Source organism: Paraburkholderia hiiakae (genome assembly GCF_904848665.1).
Classification (GTDB): domain Bacteria; phylum Pseudomonadota; class Gammaproteobacteria; order Burkholderiales; family Burkholderiaceae; genus Paraburkholderia; species Paraburkholderia hiiakae.
The window spans coordinates 228793-248715 of record NZ_CAJHCQ010000006.1 but is presented as its reverse complement, the minus strand read 5'-3'; the positions used below and the strand labels follow the sequence as shown (position 1 = coordinate 248715).

General features: G+C 60.4%; 14 protein-coding genes. 5 read left to right on the top strand and 9 right to left on the bottom strand.

Annotation, left to right across the window (positions count from 1 at the left end):
- Position 1: 1 nt before the first annotated feature.
- Genes JMY28_RS14190 through JMY28_RS14175 form a run of 4 tightly spaced genes read right to left on the bottom strand, consistent with a single transcriptional unit; the run spans position 2 to position 3546 of the window.
- Positions 2–1507 carry a ferritin family protein gene (locus tag JMY28_RS14190; RefSeq protein ID WP_201696564.1) on the bottom strand — a complete coding sequence of 502 codons (1506 nt, stop codon included), beginning with the start codon at positions 1505–1507 and terminating at the stop codon, positions 2–4.
- Between the two features lie 47 nt (positions 1508–1554).
- Complete coding sequence (locus JMY28_RS14185; protein WP_201696563.1) at positions 1555–2037, bottom strand: nuclear transport factor 2 family protein; 483 nt, start codon at positions 2035–2037, stop codon at positions 1555–1557.
- Positions 2038–2080: 43 nt separating this feature from the next.
- Entirely contained in the window at positions 2081–2515 is a 435-nt protein-coding gene (locus JMY28_RS14180) for an ester cyclase (RefSeq protein ID WP_201696562.1), read from the bottom strand.
- Positions 2512–3546 carry a DJ-1/PfpI family protein gene (locus tag JMY28_RS14175; RefSeq protein WP_201696561.1) on the bottom strand — a complete coding sequence of 345 codons (1035 nt, stop codon included), beginning with the start codon at positions 3544–3546 and terminating at the stop codon, positions 2512–2514. The genes JMY28_RS14180 and JMY28_RS14175 overlap by 4 nt, the downstream gene beginning before the upstream one ends.
- A gap of 219 nt (positions 3547–3765) precedes the next feature.
- Between JMY28_RS14175 and JMY28_RS14170 the strand changes: the two genes are divergently transcribed.
- From JMY28_RS14170 to JMY28_RS14150, 5 genes are all read left to right on the top strand, one after another.
- On the top strand, positions 3766–6687 hold the full coding sequence (locus JMY28_RS14170; protein ID WP_201696560.1) for an ATP-binding protein: 2922 nt from the start codon (positions 3766–3768) through the stop codon (positions 6685–6687).
- A gap of 209 nt (positions 6688–6896) precedes the next feature.
- Complete coding sequence (locus JMY28_RS14165; RefSeq protein WP_236596859.1) at positions 6897–12488, top strand: trifunctional serine/threonine-protein kinase/ATP-binding protein/sensor histidine kinase; 5592 nt, start codon at positions 6897–6899, stop codon at positions 12486–12488.
- A gap of 82 nt (positions 12489–12570) precedes the next feature.
- A complete protein-coding gene (locus JMY28_RS14160) occupies positions 12571–13365 on the top strand; it encodes a glutamate racemase (protein WP_201696559.1) in 795 nt (264 codons plus the stop codon).
- 126 nt (positions 13366–13491) lie between these two features.
- Positions 13492–14931, top strand: a complete 1440-nt coding sequence (locus JMY28_RS14155) for an FAD-dependent oxidoreductase (RefSeq protein WP_201696558.1) — start codon at positions 13492–13494, stop codon at positions 14929–14931.
- 38 nt (positions 14932–14969) lie between these two features.
- Positions 14970–15905: a LysR family transcriptional regulator gene (locus JMY28_RS14150; RefSeq protein ID WP_201696557.1), complete on the top strand. Its 936-nt coding sequence runs from the start codon at positions 14970–14972 to the stop codon at positions 15903–15905.
- A 68-nt stretch (positions 15906–15973) separates the two neighbouring features.
- Here JMY28_RS14150 and JMY28_RS14145 read toward each other — a convergent pair whose 3' ends face one another.
- Genes JMY28_RS14145 through JMY28_RS14125 form a run of 5 tightly spaced genes read right to left on the bottom strand, consistent with a single transcriptional unit; the run spans position 15974 to position 19898 of the window.
- Positions 15974–16909, bottom strand: coding sequence for an electron transfer flavoprotein subunit alpha/FixB family protein (locus JMY28_RS14145; RefSeq protein ID WP_201696556.1), 936 nt, complete (start codon positions 16907–16909; stop codon positions 15974–15976).
- A gap of 14 nt (positions 16910–16923) precedes the next feature.
- Positions 16924–17673, bottom strand: coding sequence for an electron transfer flavoprotein subunit beta/FixA family protein (locus tag JMY28_RS14140; RefSeq protein WP_201696555.1), 750 nt, complete (start codon positions 17671–17673; stop codon positions 16924–16926).
- A 30-nt stretch (positions 17674–17703) separates the two neighbouring features.
- A complete protein-coding gene (locus JMY28_RS14135; protein WP_201696554.1) occupies positions 17704–18516 on the bottom strand; it encodes an aspartate/glutamate racemase family protein in 813 nt (270 codons plus the stop codon).
- Between the two features lie 40 nt (positions 18517–18556).
- On the bottom strand, positions 18557–19138 hold the full coding sequence (locus JMY28_RS14130) for an isochorismatase family cysteine hydrolase (RefSeq protein ID WP_201696553.1): 582 nt from the start codon (positions 19136–19138) through the stop codon (positions 18557–18559).
- A gap of 16 nt (positions 19139–19154) precedes the next feature.
- Positions 19155–19898, bottom strand: coding sequence for an SDR family NAD(P)-dependent oxidoreductase (locus tag JMY28_RS14125; protein ID WP_201696552.1), 744 nt, complete (start codon positions 19896–19898; stop codon positions 19155–19157).
- Between the last annotated feature and the right edge of the window lie 25 nt (positions 19899–19923).

The following is a 19923-nucleotide window of genomic DNA, read 5'->3' as shown; positions in this document are numbered from 1 at the left end:
ATCAGGCCTGGCGTGCGGTTTTATCGGCGCCGTACGAGCGCGCCCACGAATAATTCTTCGCGTCTTTGCCCATGACCTCGGGCGTCAGGCCCATGTAGTCGAGGACCCCGTTCAGCGTTTGTGGCTGCACTTCCCCACCAAGTAGCCGCTCGACGACAGTCTTCTGATGAATGGTGTCCTTGTCCTCCCACCAGATCTGCCGGCACGGCTTCGAACAGAAATGGTAGGTGTAGCCGTTGTGTTCGAGCGGGTAACTGCGCACCGGGTATCGCTCGTTATTCGGTGCGCCCGCCGTGCCGATTGGCAAATGGCAGCAATTGCATAACCAGGGAAGCGTCTTCGGCAGCGTTTTCTCTTCCTGCCCGCTATTAATGTTTGCGATGATCGTGTCCCAGCCCGGTCCGAACTCCTTTTCCCAGCGCGGGTATTTCTCGCACAGCCATGCCCGCTCGTCTTCGCTCACACCGCCCTGCGGCTTCCACCACACTGTGGGACGCCAAAACCAGATTCCCATCTGCAGCGAGTGGTGCCAATGGTCGAGCCCGTCGATGAATTCCTGCCAGAACCAGGGCCGTTTCAAGCCGTATTCCTGCAAGGTACGTTGATACTGGTTCACGACCCACTCTTCCATGAATTCTTTGTATGACAATTTCCTGTGTTCGAGCGGCGTGTAGTAATCCATGCAAATTCCGCTGATGACCGCGAATAGCCGCGCGCTGATCCAGAACGTCTTGTCGATCAGCCACTGCGCCCGCTTGGGGTCGTGACGCATCAGGATTTCAACGGTCGGATGTCCCTGTTGCGCGTGGCGGGCCTCGTCTGTTTGAACGGACGAAATCATGTTGGCGAAATTGATGTCGGCCGAGCTGAGTGCGTCCGCCGCGAGTCCGATGAATTGAACGTTCGTGAAGGCCGTCTCGAACGTAAAGGGCAATTGAATGGCAATATCCACCGCGCTCGGATTCACCATCATGCCGTCGAACGCGGCGCGGCCGGCCACGGCCACCCATTCGTCGGTGTGATAGGCCTTGAGCGCCCAATCGAATTGCTGGTCCCGGCTGACGAATTCGTGCGCGAACAGCAAGTCCAGTTGTGCGTGCCGGATTTCATCGAGTGCGCCGAACATCGCCATCTGTCGCCACGAAGGCGCCAGACCAAAGCGCGCCATACGCAATTCGGCAAGCACAGCAAGATATTCGATCAACGAGACCGCGCCGTAATGAAGCTTCGAGACCGATTTCCAGCCCTCGTCGAGTTGCTCGAAGATCGACGAACGGCGCAATGCCGACTTGACCGCATAGGCCGAGGCTTCCTTTTCGCGCTGCGTCGCGACGTACTCCGGATACGTGACCTTGTACGGCTCGTCCCACTGCTTCCAGGCGTCGATCGGCACCTTTCCGGTACCCGATAACCATTCAGGAAAAACCGCGTCCTGGTCGACATACGAGAGCGTCCACTCCACGTCGCGGTAAACGTCATACCAGTCTTCACGTCTGAGTGAAGTCATCGAAATCTCCCGTGCCCTTTGCTGCTGAAGCGCCTCGCCGGAAGGCATCAGTCACATTCGAGCCGTCCGAGTTGCCGGTACCAGTCGGCCGTATCCCAGTACGCGACGATGTCGTCGATCAGTCCTTCACGGTTGACGTGAAAGAGAAAGAGATGCACCAGATCGTAGTGCTTGCCGCTATTCGCAATCGTGCCGAACGCTTTGGTCTGGGTTCCCGAAATCGTCACTTCCACGGCGACATTGCCCTCATCGTCGTTGCCGATCCACTGCACGTTGTTGGTAAGGTCCGGAAAGGCGTCGATCAGCGAAGACCACCATGTTTTGCCGACACCGCGTACCTTGCCATCGCCGCGCACCACACGTTGCCTGCGCATGACCTCGGCCGGCACGTAGCGGAAGTTCGCGTTGTCCACGCACGCGTCGACCATCCCTTCCACGTCCTGGCGCCGATACGCGTCGAAGAATCGGAGCACGGCGCGGTTCGCCCGTTCTCCGGTTGTAATGGCGCGGTTTTCCGGGACTTCGAGCATCACGGTCTCCTTGCCTGTTTCGACGAAGCGTTACGAAGGCGCATCACGTCGTGATCGTTACACGGTCGAGACGGCGTACCGCCAGCCGCCGGTATAACTGGTTCTGACACCAGAAGAGCTTGACGTGCTCGATGCGGTCGCCGCGCGTATGCAGCAGCCATGCTTCGTCGAGGTCGATATGCTTCTCCTGATTGATCACACCGAGAAACTCGCCCGCCTGCGTGCCGTCGAAGGTCGTCTCGACGGCGACGACATCGTCGTGTGTGGCAAACACGCGCCGCGTGCTTAGCGTCAGGTCGGGGAACGCGGAAAACCAGTTCTCGAAGAATCGGCGGCCTTCTGCATGAACGGGGCCATCGAGCCCGAGTGGGACGATGTGAATGACGCTATGCGGGGAACAGGTCGTGAGCGCGCCATCCAGATCATGCCGGGCGAGGCATGTAATGAACGTCTGTGCCACTTCAAGCGCGGTGTTCATGCTGCGCTCCCTTGCAGGACACCCAGTTTGCGTAACACCGCGTCCGCACAGGCTTCATCGGACATCTGGTTCTGCGCGGTCAGCAGATGACGGTCAACGACGACATGCGACACCCACGGCGGCGCCTCGTCGTACACCACGCCCCGGTTTTTCAGTTCGCTTTCGAGAAACCACGGGGGTCGTTGCCGCCCCACAATCGCCTCGTCCTCCTCTTCATTGCTGAATGCCGCTACGCGATAGCCGTCGAATAACCAGCCGCCATCGGGACCGTTGCCGACCGAAAGCAAAGCGGAAGGCCCATGACAGAGCAATGCGATCAGACAGCGCCGCGAGTGCGCAAGACGCAGCACGCGCTCGACATCGCGGTTGTCGGCCAGATCGACGATCGCGGCGTGTCCGCCGGGAATGAACACCGCATCGAAAGAGAGAATCTCTTCGTCGGAGAGACTGCCAAGGTCATTGGGTGCGTTCAGCGCGCGATCGTTTTCCAGCGAATACGCGCAGGTCTGCGCAAGTTGTTCGCTATCGTGCCTGACCGAATCGGCCAGGACTTGCGCGCGTGCGGGCGGCACGATCGCACTGATTTTCGGCCTCGCGGCGAGCGCTTCGAGAAAACCGATATCGTGTTTCCAGCTCTCCTTGGCCGCCGCTTCGACGTTGGTGCGAGCGAGTCCGTGTTCGACATTCGCAAACGTCAATGCCTCGTACACGCGACGCGATGCGATCAGGTCTAGCTCCGTAAAGTGATGCAGCGTGAAGCGGATGCCTTCCGGATCGTCGGCGAACGAGCGGACGATTCCCGCGAGAAAGTCCCTGTCCGTATCGGGATAATGAAAGCGCGGCTCGAGGCTGAACGGGTCGGCAATTCCCGCACGGCCATCTACCGTGTAGATTCGCACGTCCACACCGGCAGCACGAAACCGCCGCAGCGGCGTGTAGACCTCGTCGGCCCAATAACCGGTGGGGAGCGTTCCGCCGCCTTCGAGCGGAAGTTCGCGTGCACTGGAAACGATCATCAGGATGCGCCGCATTTTTCCTCCTTAGCGACTGATTTATAGTCGTTAAGGAATCATCCCGCAACGAACTCGCTTGAAATGCCCATTCCTGCAACGCGCGAAGCACAATTCCAAAGGGCGACGTTGTTCGTAACGTATGAAAAAACCAATCCTGCAAGCGTGCACTCGGGTAATTGGCATGATTCAATGGCTGTCCCGCGGTACAGACACTGCGGTCATTTTCGGAGCTCAAGCATGCCTGGATCCCCGTGCGACGACATTCCGGCTGTCGCTGTGCCGCCAGTCGAAGCGCCGAGCGTGGCTTACGTATTCGGATCGTTTCGGCTGATTCCGTCGCAGAAGACGCTGTTCGATGGCGGCACGCGAGTGCCGATTGGCGGCCGGGCACTCGAGTTGCTGACCGCGCTCGTCGAGCGTCGTGGGCAACTCATCACCAAGAAGGAGCTCATGGCGCGTGTATGGCCGCGCAGCGTGGTGGAGGAAGGCAATCTCAAGGTCAATATGGCGGCATTGCGCAAAGTCCTGGGAGAAGGACCGCAGGACCAGCGCTTTGTCGCGACGGTGGTGGGCCGGGGCTATCAATTCGTCGCGCCCGTCGTGCGCGCAGCGCCCTCAGAAGCCGTGTCGGCGCCGCCGACACCGACCCGGACATCAAACAACATCCCCGCAGCGTTGGTTCGACCGATCGGGCGGCGCGCGACGATCCGCGATCTTTCGCAGCGGCTCTCACGCGAGCGAATGCTGACTGTCGCCGGCCCCGGAGGAATCGGCAAGACGACCGTCGCACTGGCAGTCGCATACGAATGGGCCGAGGCGGGAGAACAGGACGTCTGGCTCGTGAATCTGTCGCAGCTATCCGACGCGAGATTCGTGCCTCACGCCGTCGCCAGCGCAATCGGTCTGGTCGTACATTCGGACGACATACTGCGAGCGTTGGAAAATCACTTCCGGCTGCGCCATCGCCCACAACTCATCGTGCTTGACAGTTGCGAGCAGGTGATCGAGGCCGCGGCGATCATCGCAGAGCATATGATCGCGGCGGCACCGCAATTGCGTGTGCTTGCAACCAGCCGCGAGCCGCTGCAAGCTGTGGGCGAACACATCTTCCGGCTCGACCCGCTCGAAATCCCGCCCGAATCGGCATCGACGCGCATAACGGCGGACGCCGCGCTCCAATATTCGGCTGTCGAGCTATTCGTCGAGCGCGCGAGTGCCGCGCGCGGCGAATTCTCCCCATCCGATGAAGAAGCGAGCGTCATTGCGCAAATCTGCCGGCGGCTTGATGGCATCGCGTTGGCCATCGAGCTTGCGGCAACGCGTCTGGATGCGTTCGGCGTTGGTGAATTGCTCACCTTGCTCGACGACCGGTTCTCCGCGCTCGCGCATGGTCGGCGCACGGCGCCAGAGAGACAACGAACGCTCCTGGCCACGCTCGACTGGAGTCATCAGTTGCTACCCGACACCGAGCGCGTGGTGCTACGCCGGCTGGGAGTATTTTCAGGCGTGTTTTCGCTCGCATCCGCAGTTGCCATTGTCGGAGACGACAACATGGAAAACGCGAATGTGATCGATGCCATTGGAAGCCTGGTGGCGAAGTCGATGCTGTCGGCAAACGTCGGCAGCGATGCCGTGCGATATCGTCTGCTGGACACGACCCGCGATTACGCGAGACGCAAACTTGCGGATGCGGGTGAACTGGACATGATCAGCCGTCGCCACGCCGAGTATTTTCACGCGATGTACACGCGCGTGGAAGACTACTGGAACAGGCCACCCGATTCGCGATGGCTTGCCAACCACATCGTGACGATTGACGACGTACGAGCGGCACTGAAGTGGGCATTTTCCGTGCGCGGAGACACAGCGCTAGGCATTTCGCTTACCGTTACGGCGATTCCCGCGTGGATCCGGTTTTCCTCACTCGAGGAGTGCCGAAGTCGCATTGAGCAGGCGCTGCATCAGATCGATCCCCACTCCTGTGCGCTCGAAATTCCGCGCATGAAACTGCTTACGGCGCTTGCCGCCTCGGGACTCTATACGCGCGGCATGGTAACGGAAGTCGACGCTGCATGTACCGCCGCGCTGGCCATTGCGGAAAAGCTCGATGATAAGGAATACCAACTTCGCTCGTTATTCGTAGCGTGTTGCGGTTTAGTGTATTCCGGAAAACATCGCGCCGCGGACGAACTGCTGAAGAAGTTCCGCGACATTGCGGACTCGACACACAATGAAACGGCAATATCGGAGGGCAGCCGGCTCACCGCGTTTGCCTGGCATCACATGGGCAGGCAAGCCGAGGCTCACCGGTTACTCGAACGCGTGCTCGAATGGTACGACTCGCCGCGCCATCGCTCTCAACTCTCCGACAACCACGTAAAGGGCCGCGAGGGAACACGGTCCTTGATAGCCAGTATTCTGTGGGCACTGGGATTTCCCGAGCGCGCGCTCGGCGAGGCGCGCAAAGCGCTGAACGATGCGCAAGAAAGCGGCCACACGCTGACGGTTGGCTACGTGCTGGTGTTCGCCTTCATTCCACTTTCGCTCCATGCAGGCGATCTCGCTTCGGCTGAAGAAGCCATGACGACCTTGCAGGACAGTGTGGCCAAACACGGACTCGTTCTTTTCGAGGCCATGGCGCGAGGCCTTCACGGTGCGTTGCTGCTCGAACAGAAGAACCCGGCAGGCTTGCCGATTCTCGCCAGTGCATTAGCGCAACTCGAGCGCGAGCATATCGGCATGCGCTATTCCATGTTTGCCGGAATGTACGCCCGAGGCCTGCTTCAGTTTGGACGTCATGCACAAGCGCTGGCGACGGTCGAGGATGCACTCGAATGGTCAAAGGCGCACGACGAGCTCTGGTGCCTGGCGGAACTGGTGCGTATCAAGGGGGATATTCTCGCCACCTCCGACCCGTTCGATTCGCATGCAGTGTGCGAAACGCTCTATCTGCAAGCCGTCGAAATCGCACGGCAGCAAGGCACGCTGTTCCTGGAACTCCGTGCGGCGAAGAGCCTTGCGTCTCTCATGCGCAAGCAAGGAAAAATGGAGGCGTCGGAGTCCGTGCTTTCAGCGGTCTACGGCAAATTCAGCGAAGGGTTCGAGATTGTCGATATGAAAGAAGCGCAAGTGCTGCTTGAGAGCCGTAGCACGAAATAAGCCTCCCCACGCGGCCACGCTGCTGTCAGTGACGCACTGATTGCAGTCTGCAGATTTCGTAGGCGACCGAATGGCGTTGGTCACGATAAAGGGACGCACCGTCGGCCTGTGAGGGCGAGTGTTCGCGGTGCCATGCACGACCTGAAATTGGCTTAGGCAGTCGCTTGCGCGCAAAATCAGGCCCACAAGCGAGTACGCAGCGAGATGTCATGGACGATATCGATCTCAACGGATACGAGCTAAGGTGGCTGCGCGACGATGAAGACTTCTCGTTGTATCGCGCGAAGCCCCCCGGCTCCTCCGTCTCAGTGTTGATGCTCGTCGCGGCACGCCCAGCGGCCAGAAGCCTCTCGCGCCTCAAGCACGAATATGCATTGGCGCCAGTTCTTGATTCCCGCTGGGCAGCCCGACCGCTGGCGCTCGGCCGCCATAACGACCTGCCGGCGCTCGTCCTCGACGATGCTGGTTGCGAGCCCCTGGATCGCGCCATGGGCCGTCCACTGGAACTCACGCACTTTCTGCATCTTGCGGTCAACCTCGCGATCGCGGTCGGCCAGATTCACCAGCGTGGGCTCGTCCATAAAGATATCAAGCCGGCAAATGTGCTCGTCCACAGCGACAGCAGCGTGCGCCTGACCGGCTTCGGCATTGCATCCCAGCTGCCACAGGAGCGCCAGGCGCCCGCGCCGCCGGAAATTATCGCGGGTACGTTTGCTTACATGGCGCCAGAGCAAACGGGCCGGATGAACCGGTCGATCGACGCCCGAAGCGATCTTTATTCGCTTGGCGTAACGCTGTATGAAATGCTCACCGGAACGCTGCCTTTCGCGGCTTCGGATCCCATGGAATGGATCCATTGCCATATTGCCCGGAAGCCGCCGCCACCGGGCGGGCGCGTCGGCGGAATTCCAGCGCCGATCGAGCGTATCGTGCTGAAACTCCTCACCAAAAACGCCGAGGACCGCTACCAGACGGCGGCAGGCGTCGAAGCCGACCTTCAGAGATGTCTCGATGAATGGGAGAAGTACCACCGGATAGAACCATTTTCAACAGGTGAGCACGACGCGTCCGATCGACTGCTGATCCCCGAACGACTCTACGGACGCGAGGCACAGATCAAAGCGCTTATTGAGGCATTTGATCGAGTCATAGCTAGCGGCGCGACGGAAATGGTCCTCATTTCCGGGTATGCCGGCATTGGCAAGTCTTCGGTCGTCAACGAGTTGCACAAGGTGCTGGTCCCGCCGCGCGGTCTTTTCGCAACCGGCAAGGTCGATCAATACAAGCGTGATATTCCCTACTCGACGCTGGCTGCCGCCTTTCAATCTCTCGTTCACGAACTCCTGGGCAAAAGCGAAGAGGAGATTGACCGCTGGCGACGCCGGCTCATGGAAGCCGTGGGCTCCAATGGCGAGCTGATAGTAAACCTCATCCCGGAACTGTCTCTCATCATTGGCGAGCAACCACCCGTCCCCACTCTCCTGCCTCGGGAGGCGCAGAGTCGTTTTCAGTTCGTATTCCGCCGATTCCTCGGCGTATTCGCGCGGCCGGAACATCCCCTTGCCTTATTCGTCGACGATCTGCAATGGCTGGATGTAGCGACGCTCGATCTGATCGCGCATGTCGCGACGCATCCAGAAGTGCGGTACCTGCTGCTGGTTGGTGCGTATCGCGACAACGAGGTCGGTCCCGCGCATCCGCTCATGCGAACGCTCGAAATGATCCGCCGGGCAGGCGTCCACCCCGCGACAACGGTGCTTGCTCCTCTCACACCTCACAACATCGGAAGGCTGGTAGCCGATTCGCTTCGCTGTGACCTCGCGACTGCTCAGCCACTGGCGCATCTGGTCCATCAAAAGACGGACGGCAATCCATTCTTCGCGATTCAGTTTCTCAAGGCACTCACTGAGGAGCAACTGCTCGCGTTCGACCGCGGCGCGGCCAAATGGATCTGGGACCTGCCCCGCATCTGTAACAAGGGCATTACCGAAAACGTGGTCGATCTCGTGGCGGAAAAGCTGAGCCATCAGTCCGCCGCGACCCAGAATGCGTTAAAGCAACTTGCCTGCCTGGGGAACATTGCCGAAGTTTCCACACTCACTCAGATTCAAGGCGAATCTGAGGACAAGATCCACGCGCAATTGTGGGAAGCCGTGAAAGCGGGGCTCGTGTTCCGTACGGAGAGCGCCTATAAGTTCACCCACGACCGCGTGCACGAAGCAGCCTACGCGTTGCTCCCCGAGGGCGATCGCGCCGCCGAGCACCTCCGGATTGGCAGATTGATCGCATCGCAGACGCCACACGAATTGCTCGACGAAGGCATCTTTGACATCGTGAACCATCTCAATCGCGGCGTCGCGCTCATTACGACGCAGGACGAACGCGATCAGGTGGTCGAGTTGAACGTTACGGCGGGCAAGCGCGCCAAACATACAACCGCTTATTCCGCCGCTCGCGGCCACTTCGCACAAGCCACTGCGCTGCTATCGACCGATGCGTGGACGCAACGATACCGGGAGACGCTCGACCTCTATCTCGAACTCTCCGAGTGCGAATATCTGGTCGGAAGCTTTGCCGAGGCGGACGCTCTCTTCGAGATAATCCTGAGCCAGGCACGCAGCAAGCTCGATCGAGCCAAGGTCTACAGTTTGCGGATGAAGCTGTACCAGGTGGCGAGTAAATACTCCGAAGGGTTCGCCGTAGCACTCGGGGCGCTCCGGGAACTCGGCCTGCCCCTTCCCGAGACCGAAGCGGAGATTCAGATCGCAGTCGAGGCAGAGTTGCGCGCTGTCCCGAACAATCTGGCAGGACGCTCCACGGTCCAGTTGCTCGACGCACCGATGGCAGCGGATCCAGCGATGCAGGCGATCATCAACCTGCTCAGCGAGGCCATTCCTTGTGTGTATATGGGGCAACCGGCCTTTTATCCGCTCGTCACCCTGAAGGCCGTTAACCTTTCGTTGTTGCACGGAAATACGGACCAGTCGAGTTTTGCGTATGGCGTCTATTCCGTCATGCTGGTTTCGGTGCACGGCGACATCGCATCCGCATTTCAGTTTTCCGAAATGTCACTGCAGCTGAACGAAAAAATCGGCAATGCTCGCCTTCGAGGAACGTTGCTTCACCTGCACGGGGACCACATCAATTTCTGGCGGCATCACTTCGCGACGGGCCTGCCGATTCTTGAGCGAGCCTTTGAAGCTTGCCTTGAAGTGGGCGACTTCGTTTACGGCGGTTTCCTCGCATTCGAGACTATTTGGCATTTAATAGAAAAGGGAGATTCGCTCGGCGACGTGCTGGCACGATCAGTGAAATATGCAGCATTCGCCCGGCAGAGTCATAACGATGCGGTCTTCGAGACGATACGGCTCGAACAGCAATTTATCGCCGGCCTGCAGGGCCAGTCAACGAACCCGCTCGGCATGGGCGATAGTGCGTTCGATGAAGCGGCCAGCTTTGCCACGATCGTCAAGGCGACGTTCGGCTGCGGCGTAGCCTTCTATCACATCATGAAGCAAATACTCGCGTATTTGCGGGGCGATTATGCGGAAGCGCTGGACTGCGCCGCGCGAGTCGAGCCGATGCTTCCCGCTGCTACGATGAGCCTGCCGATCGAGGCGACCTATCACTTCTATCATGCGCTTACCCTAACGGCAGTCTATCCAACGGCATCGCCGGCTCAACAGCGCGCATACCGGCAGATACTTGAGGTAAAACTCAAGAAGTTCGAGCTTTGGAGCGGCAGTTGCCCCGAAAATTTTCGCAACCGGGAAGCGCTCGTTCTGGCGGAGGTCGCGCGCATCGAGGGCCGTAACGCCGACGCAGTGTCTCTCTATGAGGAGGCCATACGATCTAGTCGCGAGAACGGTTTCATCCAGAATCAGGCGCTCGCCAATGAGCTTGCCGCGCGCTCCTATGCGCAGCGCGGTTTCGCGACGATCGCGAACAACTATCTTCGCGAAGCCCGGTCTTGCTACGCGCGCTGGGGCGCTCACGGCAAAGTCCGTCAACTGGATGAGACCCACACGCAACTGTCTCAGGAAACGTCGCCTCGCTCTGAAAGCACCATCACGACTTCAATCGAACACCTGGAACTTGGTACGGTCACCAGAATGTCGCAAGCCGTATTCAGTGAAACCGGCCTGGACAAATTGATTCACACACTGATGGTTCTTGCGCTGGAGCACGCGGGCGCGGACCGGGGCGCACTGATCCTGCCTCGGGCCGACGAGCTATGGATCGAGGCCGAAGCGACAACAAAGCGTGAATCGGTTGAGATTCGAATGCCCCACACGCAGATAGTGCCCGCGGAACTCCCCGAGTCCATCCTGCGATACGTCATTCGAACCGAAGACAATCTTCTCCTGGACGACGCCAGGCATTCCAGTCCGTTCTCGGGCGATGAGTACCTCCGGCGTGAAGCGTGCCGATCGGTGCTCTGCCTGCCCTTGATCAAACAGGCAAAGCTGATTGGTGTCCTGTACCTCGAAAACACGCTGACACCGCACGTCTTCACGCCGGCACGAATCGCCGTACTCAGACTTTTGGCGTCACAAGCTGCAATTTCATTGGAGAACGCGCGGCTGTACGCGGAACTCCAGCGCAGCGAGCATCGCTACCGTCATCTTTTCAGCGAAGTACCCGTTGGGCTATGGCAAACTGGGGCGCAAGCGTTGATCGCCTTGCTGTCCGAGTTGCGCTTACACGGAGTGGAAAATCTGGCGGCCTACATCGATGACCATCCCGAATGGCTTGCGCGCGCGAGTGAGAGTCTTGTACTCGAAGATGTCAATCATCACGCAGTGCAAATGTTCGGTGCGCGCGACCGACACGAGTTGCTCGGTCCGCTGACATGGATCTGGCGAGAGAGCCCCGCCACATTCCGACGTGCACTGATCAGCCGGTATAACGGCGAAATTTTTTTCCAGGAAGTGACCAAACTGCCGACCCTGGACGGGCGGACAATCGATGTACTGCTTACCATTGCACGTCCCAGGCGAAACGAGGATCTGGGCATCGCAGTGATCAGTCTGGTCGATATGACTGAGCGTATTCGCGCACATGAAATGCTGCAGCGGGTGCAGGCGGACTTTGCTCACGCCGCCCGCATTTCGATGCTCGGCGAACTGACTGCGTCGATCGCTCACGAATTGAAGCAGCCGCTGGCCTCTATCTCCCTCAATGGCGAAGCGGCGCTACGCTGGCTGGATCGGCCGGTACCCGACATGCTGGAGGCCCGCGCAGCCACCACACGTAGCATCGCAGCAACCCGGCGCGCTGCGGACATTATTGGTCGAATTCGCGCGATGGCGGTTCGGCGCGGGCCCGAGCGCACGCTGGTGTCGCTCGATGAAATTATCGACGGGGCGCTGATATTTTTGCGCCACGAAATACAGTCGCAGCACGTCACGGTGACGCGCGAGGTTGCTGCCGGAACGCCGCAACTGCTCGCTGACCGCGTCCAGTTGCAGCAAGTGATCGTGAACCTCGCGGTCAATGCCATACAGGCAATGGAGCATTCGCAAAGCGAACGGCGTGAGATCACCATCCGGGTCTTTACGCAAGATGTCGGCACCGTGTCTTGCGCAGTCGAGGACAGTGGTCCGGGCATCGCTCCCGGATATCTGGGCAGCCTGTTCGAAAGCTTCTTTACGACCAAGAACACCGGGATGGGTATGGGCTTGCCCATATGCCGATCCATCATCGAGGCACATGGCGGCCACATATCGGCAAGCAATGCGTCCGCTCATGGGGGTGCCAGTTTCTCCTTTATACTCCCCGTGGCCTCAGCCATTGCCTGAGCGTGCCGCTTCCGAACCGGCCCTTTCTCGCCGGATATCGGACTTCAAAAATACGCGGTAACTCAATCGAACGACATAATCGATGCAATTCAATCTTCACAAACCTATTGGCGTCTTCGACGCGGGAATTGGCAGTTACGCGATCGTTGAGGTTATCCGGCGCTGTTTTCCGCAGCAGGATATCTTGTACTTGGCAGACCGCGCCAGCTTTCCTTACGGCGCCAAATCGCACAGCGAACTCGCGGATTGCGTCAGTGCCGCGATCGAGACATTGGCCCGGTTTGGCGCAGCCGCTGTGGTACTCGCCTCGAATGCACCGTCGGTGATGGTACTCGATGAAGTTGAGAAGACACAGTCCGTCCCGGTCCTAGGCATCTATCCGCCCGTTGCGCAGGCGCTCGGCGTGTCTCGCTCAGGCGTCGTTGCGGTACTGGGGGTGCAATCGCTTGTTCAAAGCCACGAGATTCAAGCCTATATTGCACGAGAAAGCGGCGGCCGACGTGTCGAGGTGGTCAACGGCTCGCCACTCGTCCAACGTGTCGAGGATGGCACTTTTCTGTCCGACCCGTCGGGCACGCAGCGCGAGGTGAATGATTTCATCGATCGCCTCCGCAGTGAACTGCCCGGGCTGGACACCTGCACGCTCTCATCGACTCACTTGCCCTGGCTGTTGCCTTTCTTTGAGCGCGCCGCGCCGGACATGGTCTTTCTTGATCCTGCCAATGCGCTGGTGCCTCGTCTGAGCCCGCATACCACGTCTGGGAGCGGCACCACGGTTTGCATCGCCACGCAGTCGGAACAATTTCCTCTTGCTGGGCTTCGGGATATGTTCGAACTGCTCGGCGTGGAAATCGTTCCGCATCTCGTAGAGCAGTAAAGACAAGCGCTCCGCATCCCACGCATTATTCGTCTTTATCGAAAGCGGCATTCGATGCAGGACGCTATTCCCGCTCCCGCGCGCCCAGTATTCTGCGTTCATGTCTTCACCAGCGAGAACGCGATCATGGACGAAAATTTTGACGTGGTGGTAGCAGGTTGTGGGGTGGCGGGGCTTTCGGCGGCCGTGAGCGCGGCGCAGCGCGGCTTGAACGTTTGCGTGCTCGAGCGCGCGACACGCATGCATCGTGGTGGCCAGAGCCGTTATACGGAGGCCTATCTCCGCATGAAATCGCTCGACGAAGTTTCCGACGACTTCGAAGATCACCTCGGGGAAAACGCGAGCCGCTACGCGGACCCTGACCTGATGGCCGAAATGGCGCTCGACCGTTCATCATGGTCGCAAACCACTGCGTCGCTGGCACTCGCGGACGCTGACGTACTCTCCACGTTCGCGGCTCTCGTGCCGCGATCCGTGCAGTGGCTTCGCGACATGGGCGTGCGCTTCGACTTCCTGCCCACGCAGTTCCTCACGCGTTCTCAACCGCGCTTGTTGCCGGTAGGCGGCGGCGAGGCAATGATCGAGACGCTGGCCGCGCAGGCAGAAGCCCTCGGCGTCACCTTCCATTACGAGTGCACGGCGCGCGACCTCATCATCGATACTCATGGATCAGTCGTTGGGCTCACGGCGTGGAAGCGTGGCGCTGGACGTCGTCGCTACGCCGGCGCCGTCGTACTCGCGAGTGGCGGCTTCGAGGGCAATCCCGAGATGCTTGCGCAGTATCTCGGCCCACGCTCGGTCTACTTGCGTCCGGTATGCAAGGGAGGCTACTTCAACAAAGGCGAAGGCATCGCGATGGCACTGCGCGCCGGCGCCGCGCCGAGCGGCGAGTTCGGCAGCTACCACGCTGAGCCGGTCGATCCGCGCTCGGGGGTTTCGGAACCGTCCATTTTCGTGTTTCCGTACGGCATTCTCGTCAACCGACGTGGCCAGCGGTTCACCGACGAGGCCCCCGGCACGGTCGATGCCTGGTATGAACGTGTCACACGCCGTATTTACGAGCAGGATGAGGGGATCGCCTATGTGATCCTCGATCAGCGCGTAAAGGACATTCCGAACTATCGCCTGGCAATCCGAACCGATCAGCCCGCCATTGAAGCACCGACGCTCGAGGCGCTGGCAATGCAGCTCGGTATACCGGGCGCTGCGCTTGCGGCTACGGTAACCGCCTATAACGCCGCTTGCCTCGAAGGCCACTACGATCCGCTCGTCGCCGACGGTCTCGCCACGCATGGCGTCGAACCCCGCAAATCGAACTGGGCGTTGCCGCTCGACCGTGCCCCGTTCTTCGCTTATCCGATTATCTCCGCGAACGTATTTACGTTCGGCGGCCTGAAAGTGGACGCTGCCGCCCGCGTATTGAATACGGACGGCGCGCCGATCTCGGGCCTCTATGCCGCGGGAGAGACGATTGGCATGTACTACGGCAACTACACGGGCGCGACCTCGGTGCTCAAGGGCCTGGTTTTTGGCAAGCTGGCCGGCGAAACGATCGCCTCGCGTTGACGGCGATTCGCCCTGTATCGATGAGCTAACGAGGTAGCATGGACAGACTTTGGGCCATGGAAGTGTTCGTGCGCGTGAGCGAACGCGGCAGTTTCTCGCGCGCCGCCGAATCGCTGGACCTTGCAAACGCAACCGTGACGTCCTGCGTGCGCAATCTCGAGAAGCATCTGGGCGTCACGCTTTTGCAGCGCAACACCCGGCATTTGCGTCTCACCAACGCCGGCGAGCGCTTCTACCTGCGCTGCAAGACGCTGCTGGAGGGCGTACTTGCCGCAGAGGAAGAAGCCGCGCAAGCGCACGCGCAAGTGCGCGGCTCGCTCACCGTGGAGGCGCCCATTGCCATCGGGCACGCGCTGCTGCTGCCGGCGCTGCCCTCATTTCTTGCGCGCTACCCTGCGCTCTCCGTCAACGTCAACCTGACTAATCAGCCGCATGCGCTGATCGCCCGAGGTATTGATCTGGCCATTCGCATCGACGCCGTCGAGGATACGGAACTGGTAGCACGACCACTTTATTCCGCGAGCTATGTTGTCTGCGGACGCCCCCATGTCGTCGATTCCGTTCGCGAGGCGTCTCCGGCCGATCTCGATCCCGCGCAATGCCTGGGACTGCTTCCTGAAGGCCGACCGACGCCCCAACCATGGCTGTTCTCACGCGAAGGTGACGAGATCATCGTATCGCCGGAAGGCAGATTGTCGCTCAACAGCTCCGATGCACTCGTGAACGCGGCGTGCGCGGGACTGGGTCTCGTCTGCGTGCTCGATGTTTTCGTGCGCCGGGAACTCTCGGACGACACCCTCGTCCGTGCGTTCGACGCCTGGAACCACGGCGGGCGCGTGTTTCATCTCGTGTCAGCAAAATCGAGCTTCGTCTCGCCGAAACTCAAGGTATTCAGCGACTTCATGCTGGAAGTGGTCGGACCGCAATGCCGTCCCGATCATCGCGAGCGCGTTGCGGTACAGCGCGGTCGCTGAGTGAAAGCGTAAAAAAGGCGCCTGACTGAAGGCGCCTTTTGGCATTGATGACGCGTGGCAGCCTGGTGTCAGGGTAGCGCGGCGGCGAGTTCCGGAACGGCTGTGAACAGGTCGCCCACGAGGCCGTAATCGGCCACGCTGAAAATCGGTGCTTCTTCGTCCTTGTTGATTGCGACGATCACCTTCGAGTCCTTCATGCCGGCCAGATGCTGGATCGCGCCCGAGATGCCGACAGCCACATACAGTTGCGGTGCGACAATCTTGCCGGTCTGGCCGACCTGGTAGTCGTTCGGCACGTAGCCAGCATCGACTGCTGCACGCGAGGCGCCGAGCGCTGCATTGAACTTGTCGGCTAGCGGCTCCAGAACCTTCGTGTAGTTCTCGCCGCTGCCCAGACCCCGACCACCCGAGACGATGATCTTCGCGCTCGTGAGTTCCGGGCGGTCGAGCTTCGTGACTTCACGGCTCACGAACTGCGTGAGGCCGCTATCGGCTGCTGCTTCAATCTTCTCCACTAGCGCACTGCCGCCTTCTGCTGCAACGGCATCGAATGCCGTCGTGCGGACCGTGATGACCTTGACGGGATCTTGAGACTGAACCGTCGCGATGACGTTGCCCGCATAGATCGGACGCTCGAACGTGTCCGGCGCATCCACAGCGGTGATGTCGCTGATCTGCGCAACATCGAGCTTCGCGGCGATGCGCGGCGTAACGTTCTTCCCCGCTGCCGTGGCCGGAGCGAGGATGTGCGAGTAGTTCTTCGCGATCGCAATTACCGTCGCTTCGACGTTCTCTGCAAGACCCTGCTCGAGTTGCGGCGCGTCGGCGAGCAGCACCTTTGCAACGCCGGCGATCTTCGCGGCTGCATCCGCTGCGGCCTGGGCGTTGTGGCCCGCGACCAGCACGTGCACGTCGCCGCCAATCTTTTGTGCTGCTGCGACGGTGTTCAGCGTCGCAGCCTTGATCGAGTGATTGTCGTGTTCAGCAATAACCAGATTCGTCATTTTCGTCTCGCTCCTTACAGCACCTTGGCTTCGGTCTTCAGCTTCTCGGCCAGCGTCTTCACGTCCGGCACCTTCACGCCGGCCGTTCGCTTCGGCGGCTCGAAAACCTTCAGCGTCTTCAGACGCGGCGCGACGTCAACGCCGAGGTCTTCCGGCTTGAGCGTCTCCAGCGGCTTCTTCTTCGCCTTCATGATGTTCGGCAGCGTGACGTAGCGCGGCTCGTTCAGGCGCAAGTCCGTCGTGACCACTGCGGGCAGCGGCAGCAACAGTGTTTGGCCGCCACCATCCACTTCGCGCGACACGGTAGCCTTGCCGTCCGCCACCACAACCTTTGAAGCAAACGTGGCCTGCGGCAATCCAGCCAGCGCGGCGAGCATCTGGCCGGTCTGGTTCGAGTCGTCGTCGATGGCCTGTTTGCCGAGAATGACCAAAGAAGGTTGCTCTTTATCGACGAGTGCCTTCAAAAGCTTCGCGACAGCCAAAGGCTGCAAGTCAACCGCGGACTCCACGAGCACCGCGCGATCCGCGCCGATCGCAAGCGCCGTGCGCAACGTTTCCTGTGCCTGCGAAACGCCACACGAAACTGCGATCACCTCAGTCGCCACGCCCGCCTCCTTTAACCGCACCGCTTCCTCCACAGCGATTTCATCGAACGGATTCATCGAAAACTTCACGTTAGCGACATCGACGCCCGTTCCATCGGATTTCACACCTACCTTTACGTTGGCGTCCACCACGCGCTTCACTGCAACCAGAATCTTCAATCCGCGTCTCCCTTTATTACACAGGCCATGTCAGCTCGACGGCAAACTATCGAGCCCGTAAAAAGCCAGCACTTCCCGCAGGCGCGCCTTTTCCGGCCGGCCCGAAAAATAGCCACGCCGACAGGCTCCAGATCCGCCTGCGCGACGCAGATCGACGAGCGCTTCCGCGTCCTTGACCCAGGCCGCGAGCGAATCGACGATCGGCACGCCATCGACTTCGCGCACGCCGTTGCGTGCGAGCAGCACGTTCAACGGCGCTTCGCCCGCAATGATGACTTCGGCCCCATGCTGGATGAGTCGGCGCGCGCTTGCCCGGAAGATTTCGATCAGCCGTGTCGGGTCGTCGAACGCTTCGAGCACATCGGCAAACCGGAAGCCGACGTAGCGTGCACCCGCAAACCGCTCTGCAAGCCCGTGCCGCCGCGCGTTCTCCGCCACCAGCTCAGCAAGCTCGCTGATGAATACCAGCACGCCAAAGCGGCGCCCGAGCTGGCAAGCGCGCAGCATCGCCGATTCGCCGTAGCCGACCACCGGGATGTCGAGCGCCGCGCGCGTCTCGCGCAACGCGGGCTCAGGCAGTGTGCTGATGGCGTACGCGTCGAAACCTTCGCTCTCTGCACGCACGCCCGCCGCCAGGAACTGCAATCCATGCAGATATTGCAGCGTTGCGTACTTGATATCGTCGCCGGGATAGTGGCTGCGATACGTGCCGGGTGCCATACCGTGCAAGACGATCTCGGTGTCGGGCCGCGCGATCACGCGAAAGTGTGCGTTGAGCGCGTCGTTGTAGGCGCCAAGGTCGGAAAGCACGGTGAAACTCTGATGCCAGATGCGAATACCCATGATGTCGTTTCCATACAGCGTAAATAATGAGCGCGCGGGTCTAGCCGAACGCAATGCTCTCCGAGGTTTCGACGCGACAAAAGCGCCGGATGCTTTCGATCGAGTTCTGATGCTCCTGCGCCGAATACGCGGCGCAGCAATCCTCGAGTACGACGATCTCGTAGTCACGGTCATGCGCATCGCGCACCGTCGCCTGTACGACGGCCTGTGTCGAAACCCCCGAACAGACGATCCGCGTGACGCCCTGCGCGCGTAACTGCGCTTCGAGCGTCGTCGAATAGAACGGACTCACGCGATGCTTGACGATCTGCAGATCGGCATCGCGCACGGGTAGCCCGGAATGAATGTCCGTGCCCCACGTCCCTAGCTGAAAGAGGCCCGCCTTGGGCGCCCCCGAAAACACGGGAGAGTTCGGCGGACACTCCTGATAGTGCGCGCTGAATCCCACGCGCACGAAACCAACGAGCGCGCTCGCCGCACGCGCTCGCTCGAGCGCGTGTGCCGTGCGGGTGATGATGTCGCGCTGGCGAACCTGCTCGCCGAGCGGGCTTGCCCCATTTGCGCCGTCCGCATGGACGAGATCGTTTTGCATATCGAGCACGAGATAGACCGTCTTGCTCACAGCGTGTTTCTCCTCGTTAATCACAGTACACTCCACCGTTAATGTCGAAAATCTCGCCCGTCACGAAACCATTGTCGGGCGCGCAAAGAAAGAGCACGGCACGCGCCACGTCGTCGGGCTGCCCCATCCGTCCTGCCGGAATCAAGGTGCGCAGCGCTTCAGGAAACGCTGTGGTCATCGCGGTGGCGATCGGGCCAGGCGCGACGGCGTTGACCGTCACGCCGTGCGCCGCAAGCTCTTTCGCAAGAAAGAGCGTGAGCATGTGGACACCCGCCTTCGATACGCCATACGCCACATTGGCCGCGCGCGTCTGCTCGCAGACATCGAGCCATGGCCGTGCGTTCCCCGCGTTCTTTCCCACCACGGAGCCGATGTTGACGATGCGGCCAAAGCCATTCGCCTTCATGGGTTCCATCGCGGCCTGGCAGGCGAGAAACACCGCTTTCAGATTGATGTCGAGAACCCGATCCCATTCGCGCTCGTCCAGCGTGGCGGCACTGCCGAACGACACCACGCCCGCGGCATTCACAAGGATGTCGAGCGTGCCATGGCGCTCGGCAATCGCCGCCACGAGCCGCCTGATTTCGCCGCTCGCGCTCACATCGAGAGCGACCTGCACCACGCCCTCGCGCGCTTCGCGCTGGCGATCCATCACCCGGTCGGCGCTTATCACGTGCGCGCCCGCCAGCGCGAGCCTTTCGACGACAGCCGCGCCGATCGACCCGCTGCCGCCCGTCACCAGCGCGACTTTGCCCTTCAACGCATGTTCCATCCGTGCCCCCTGA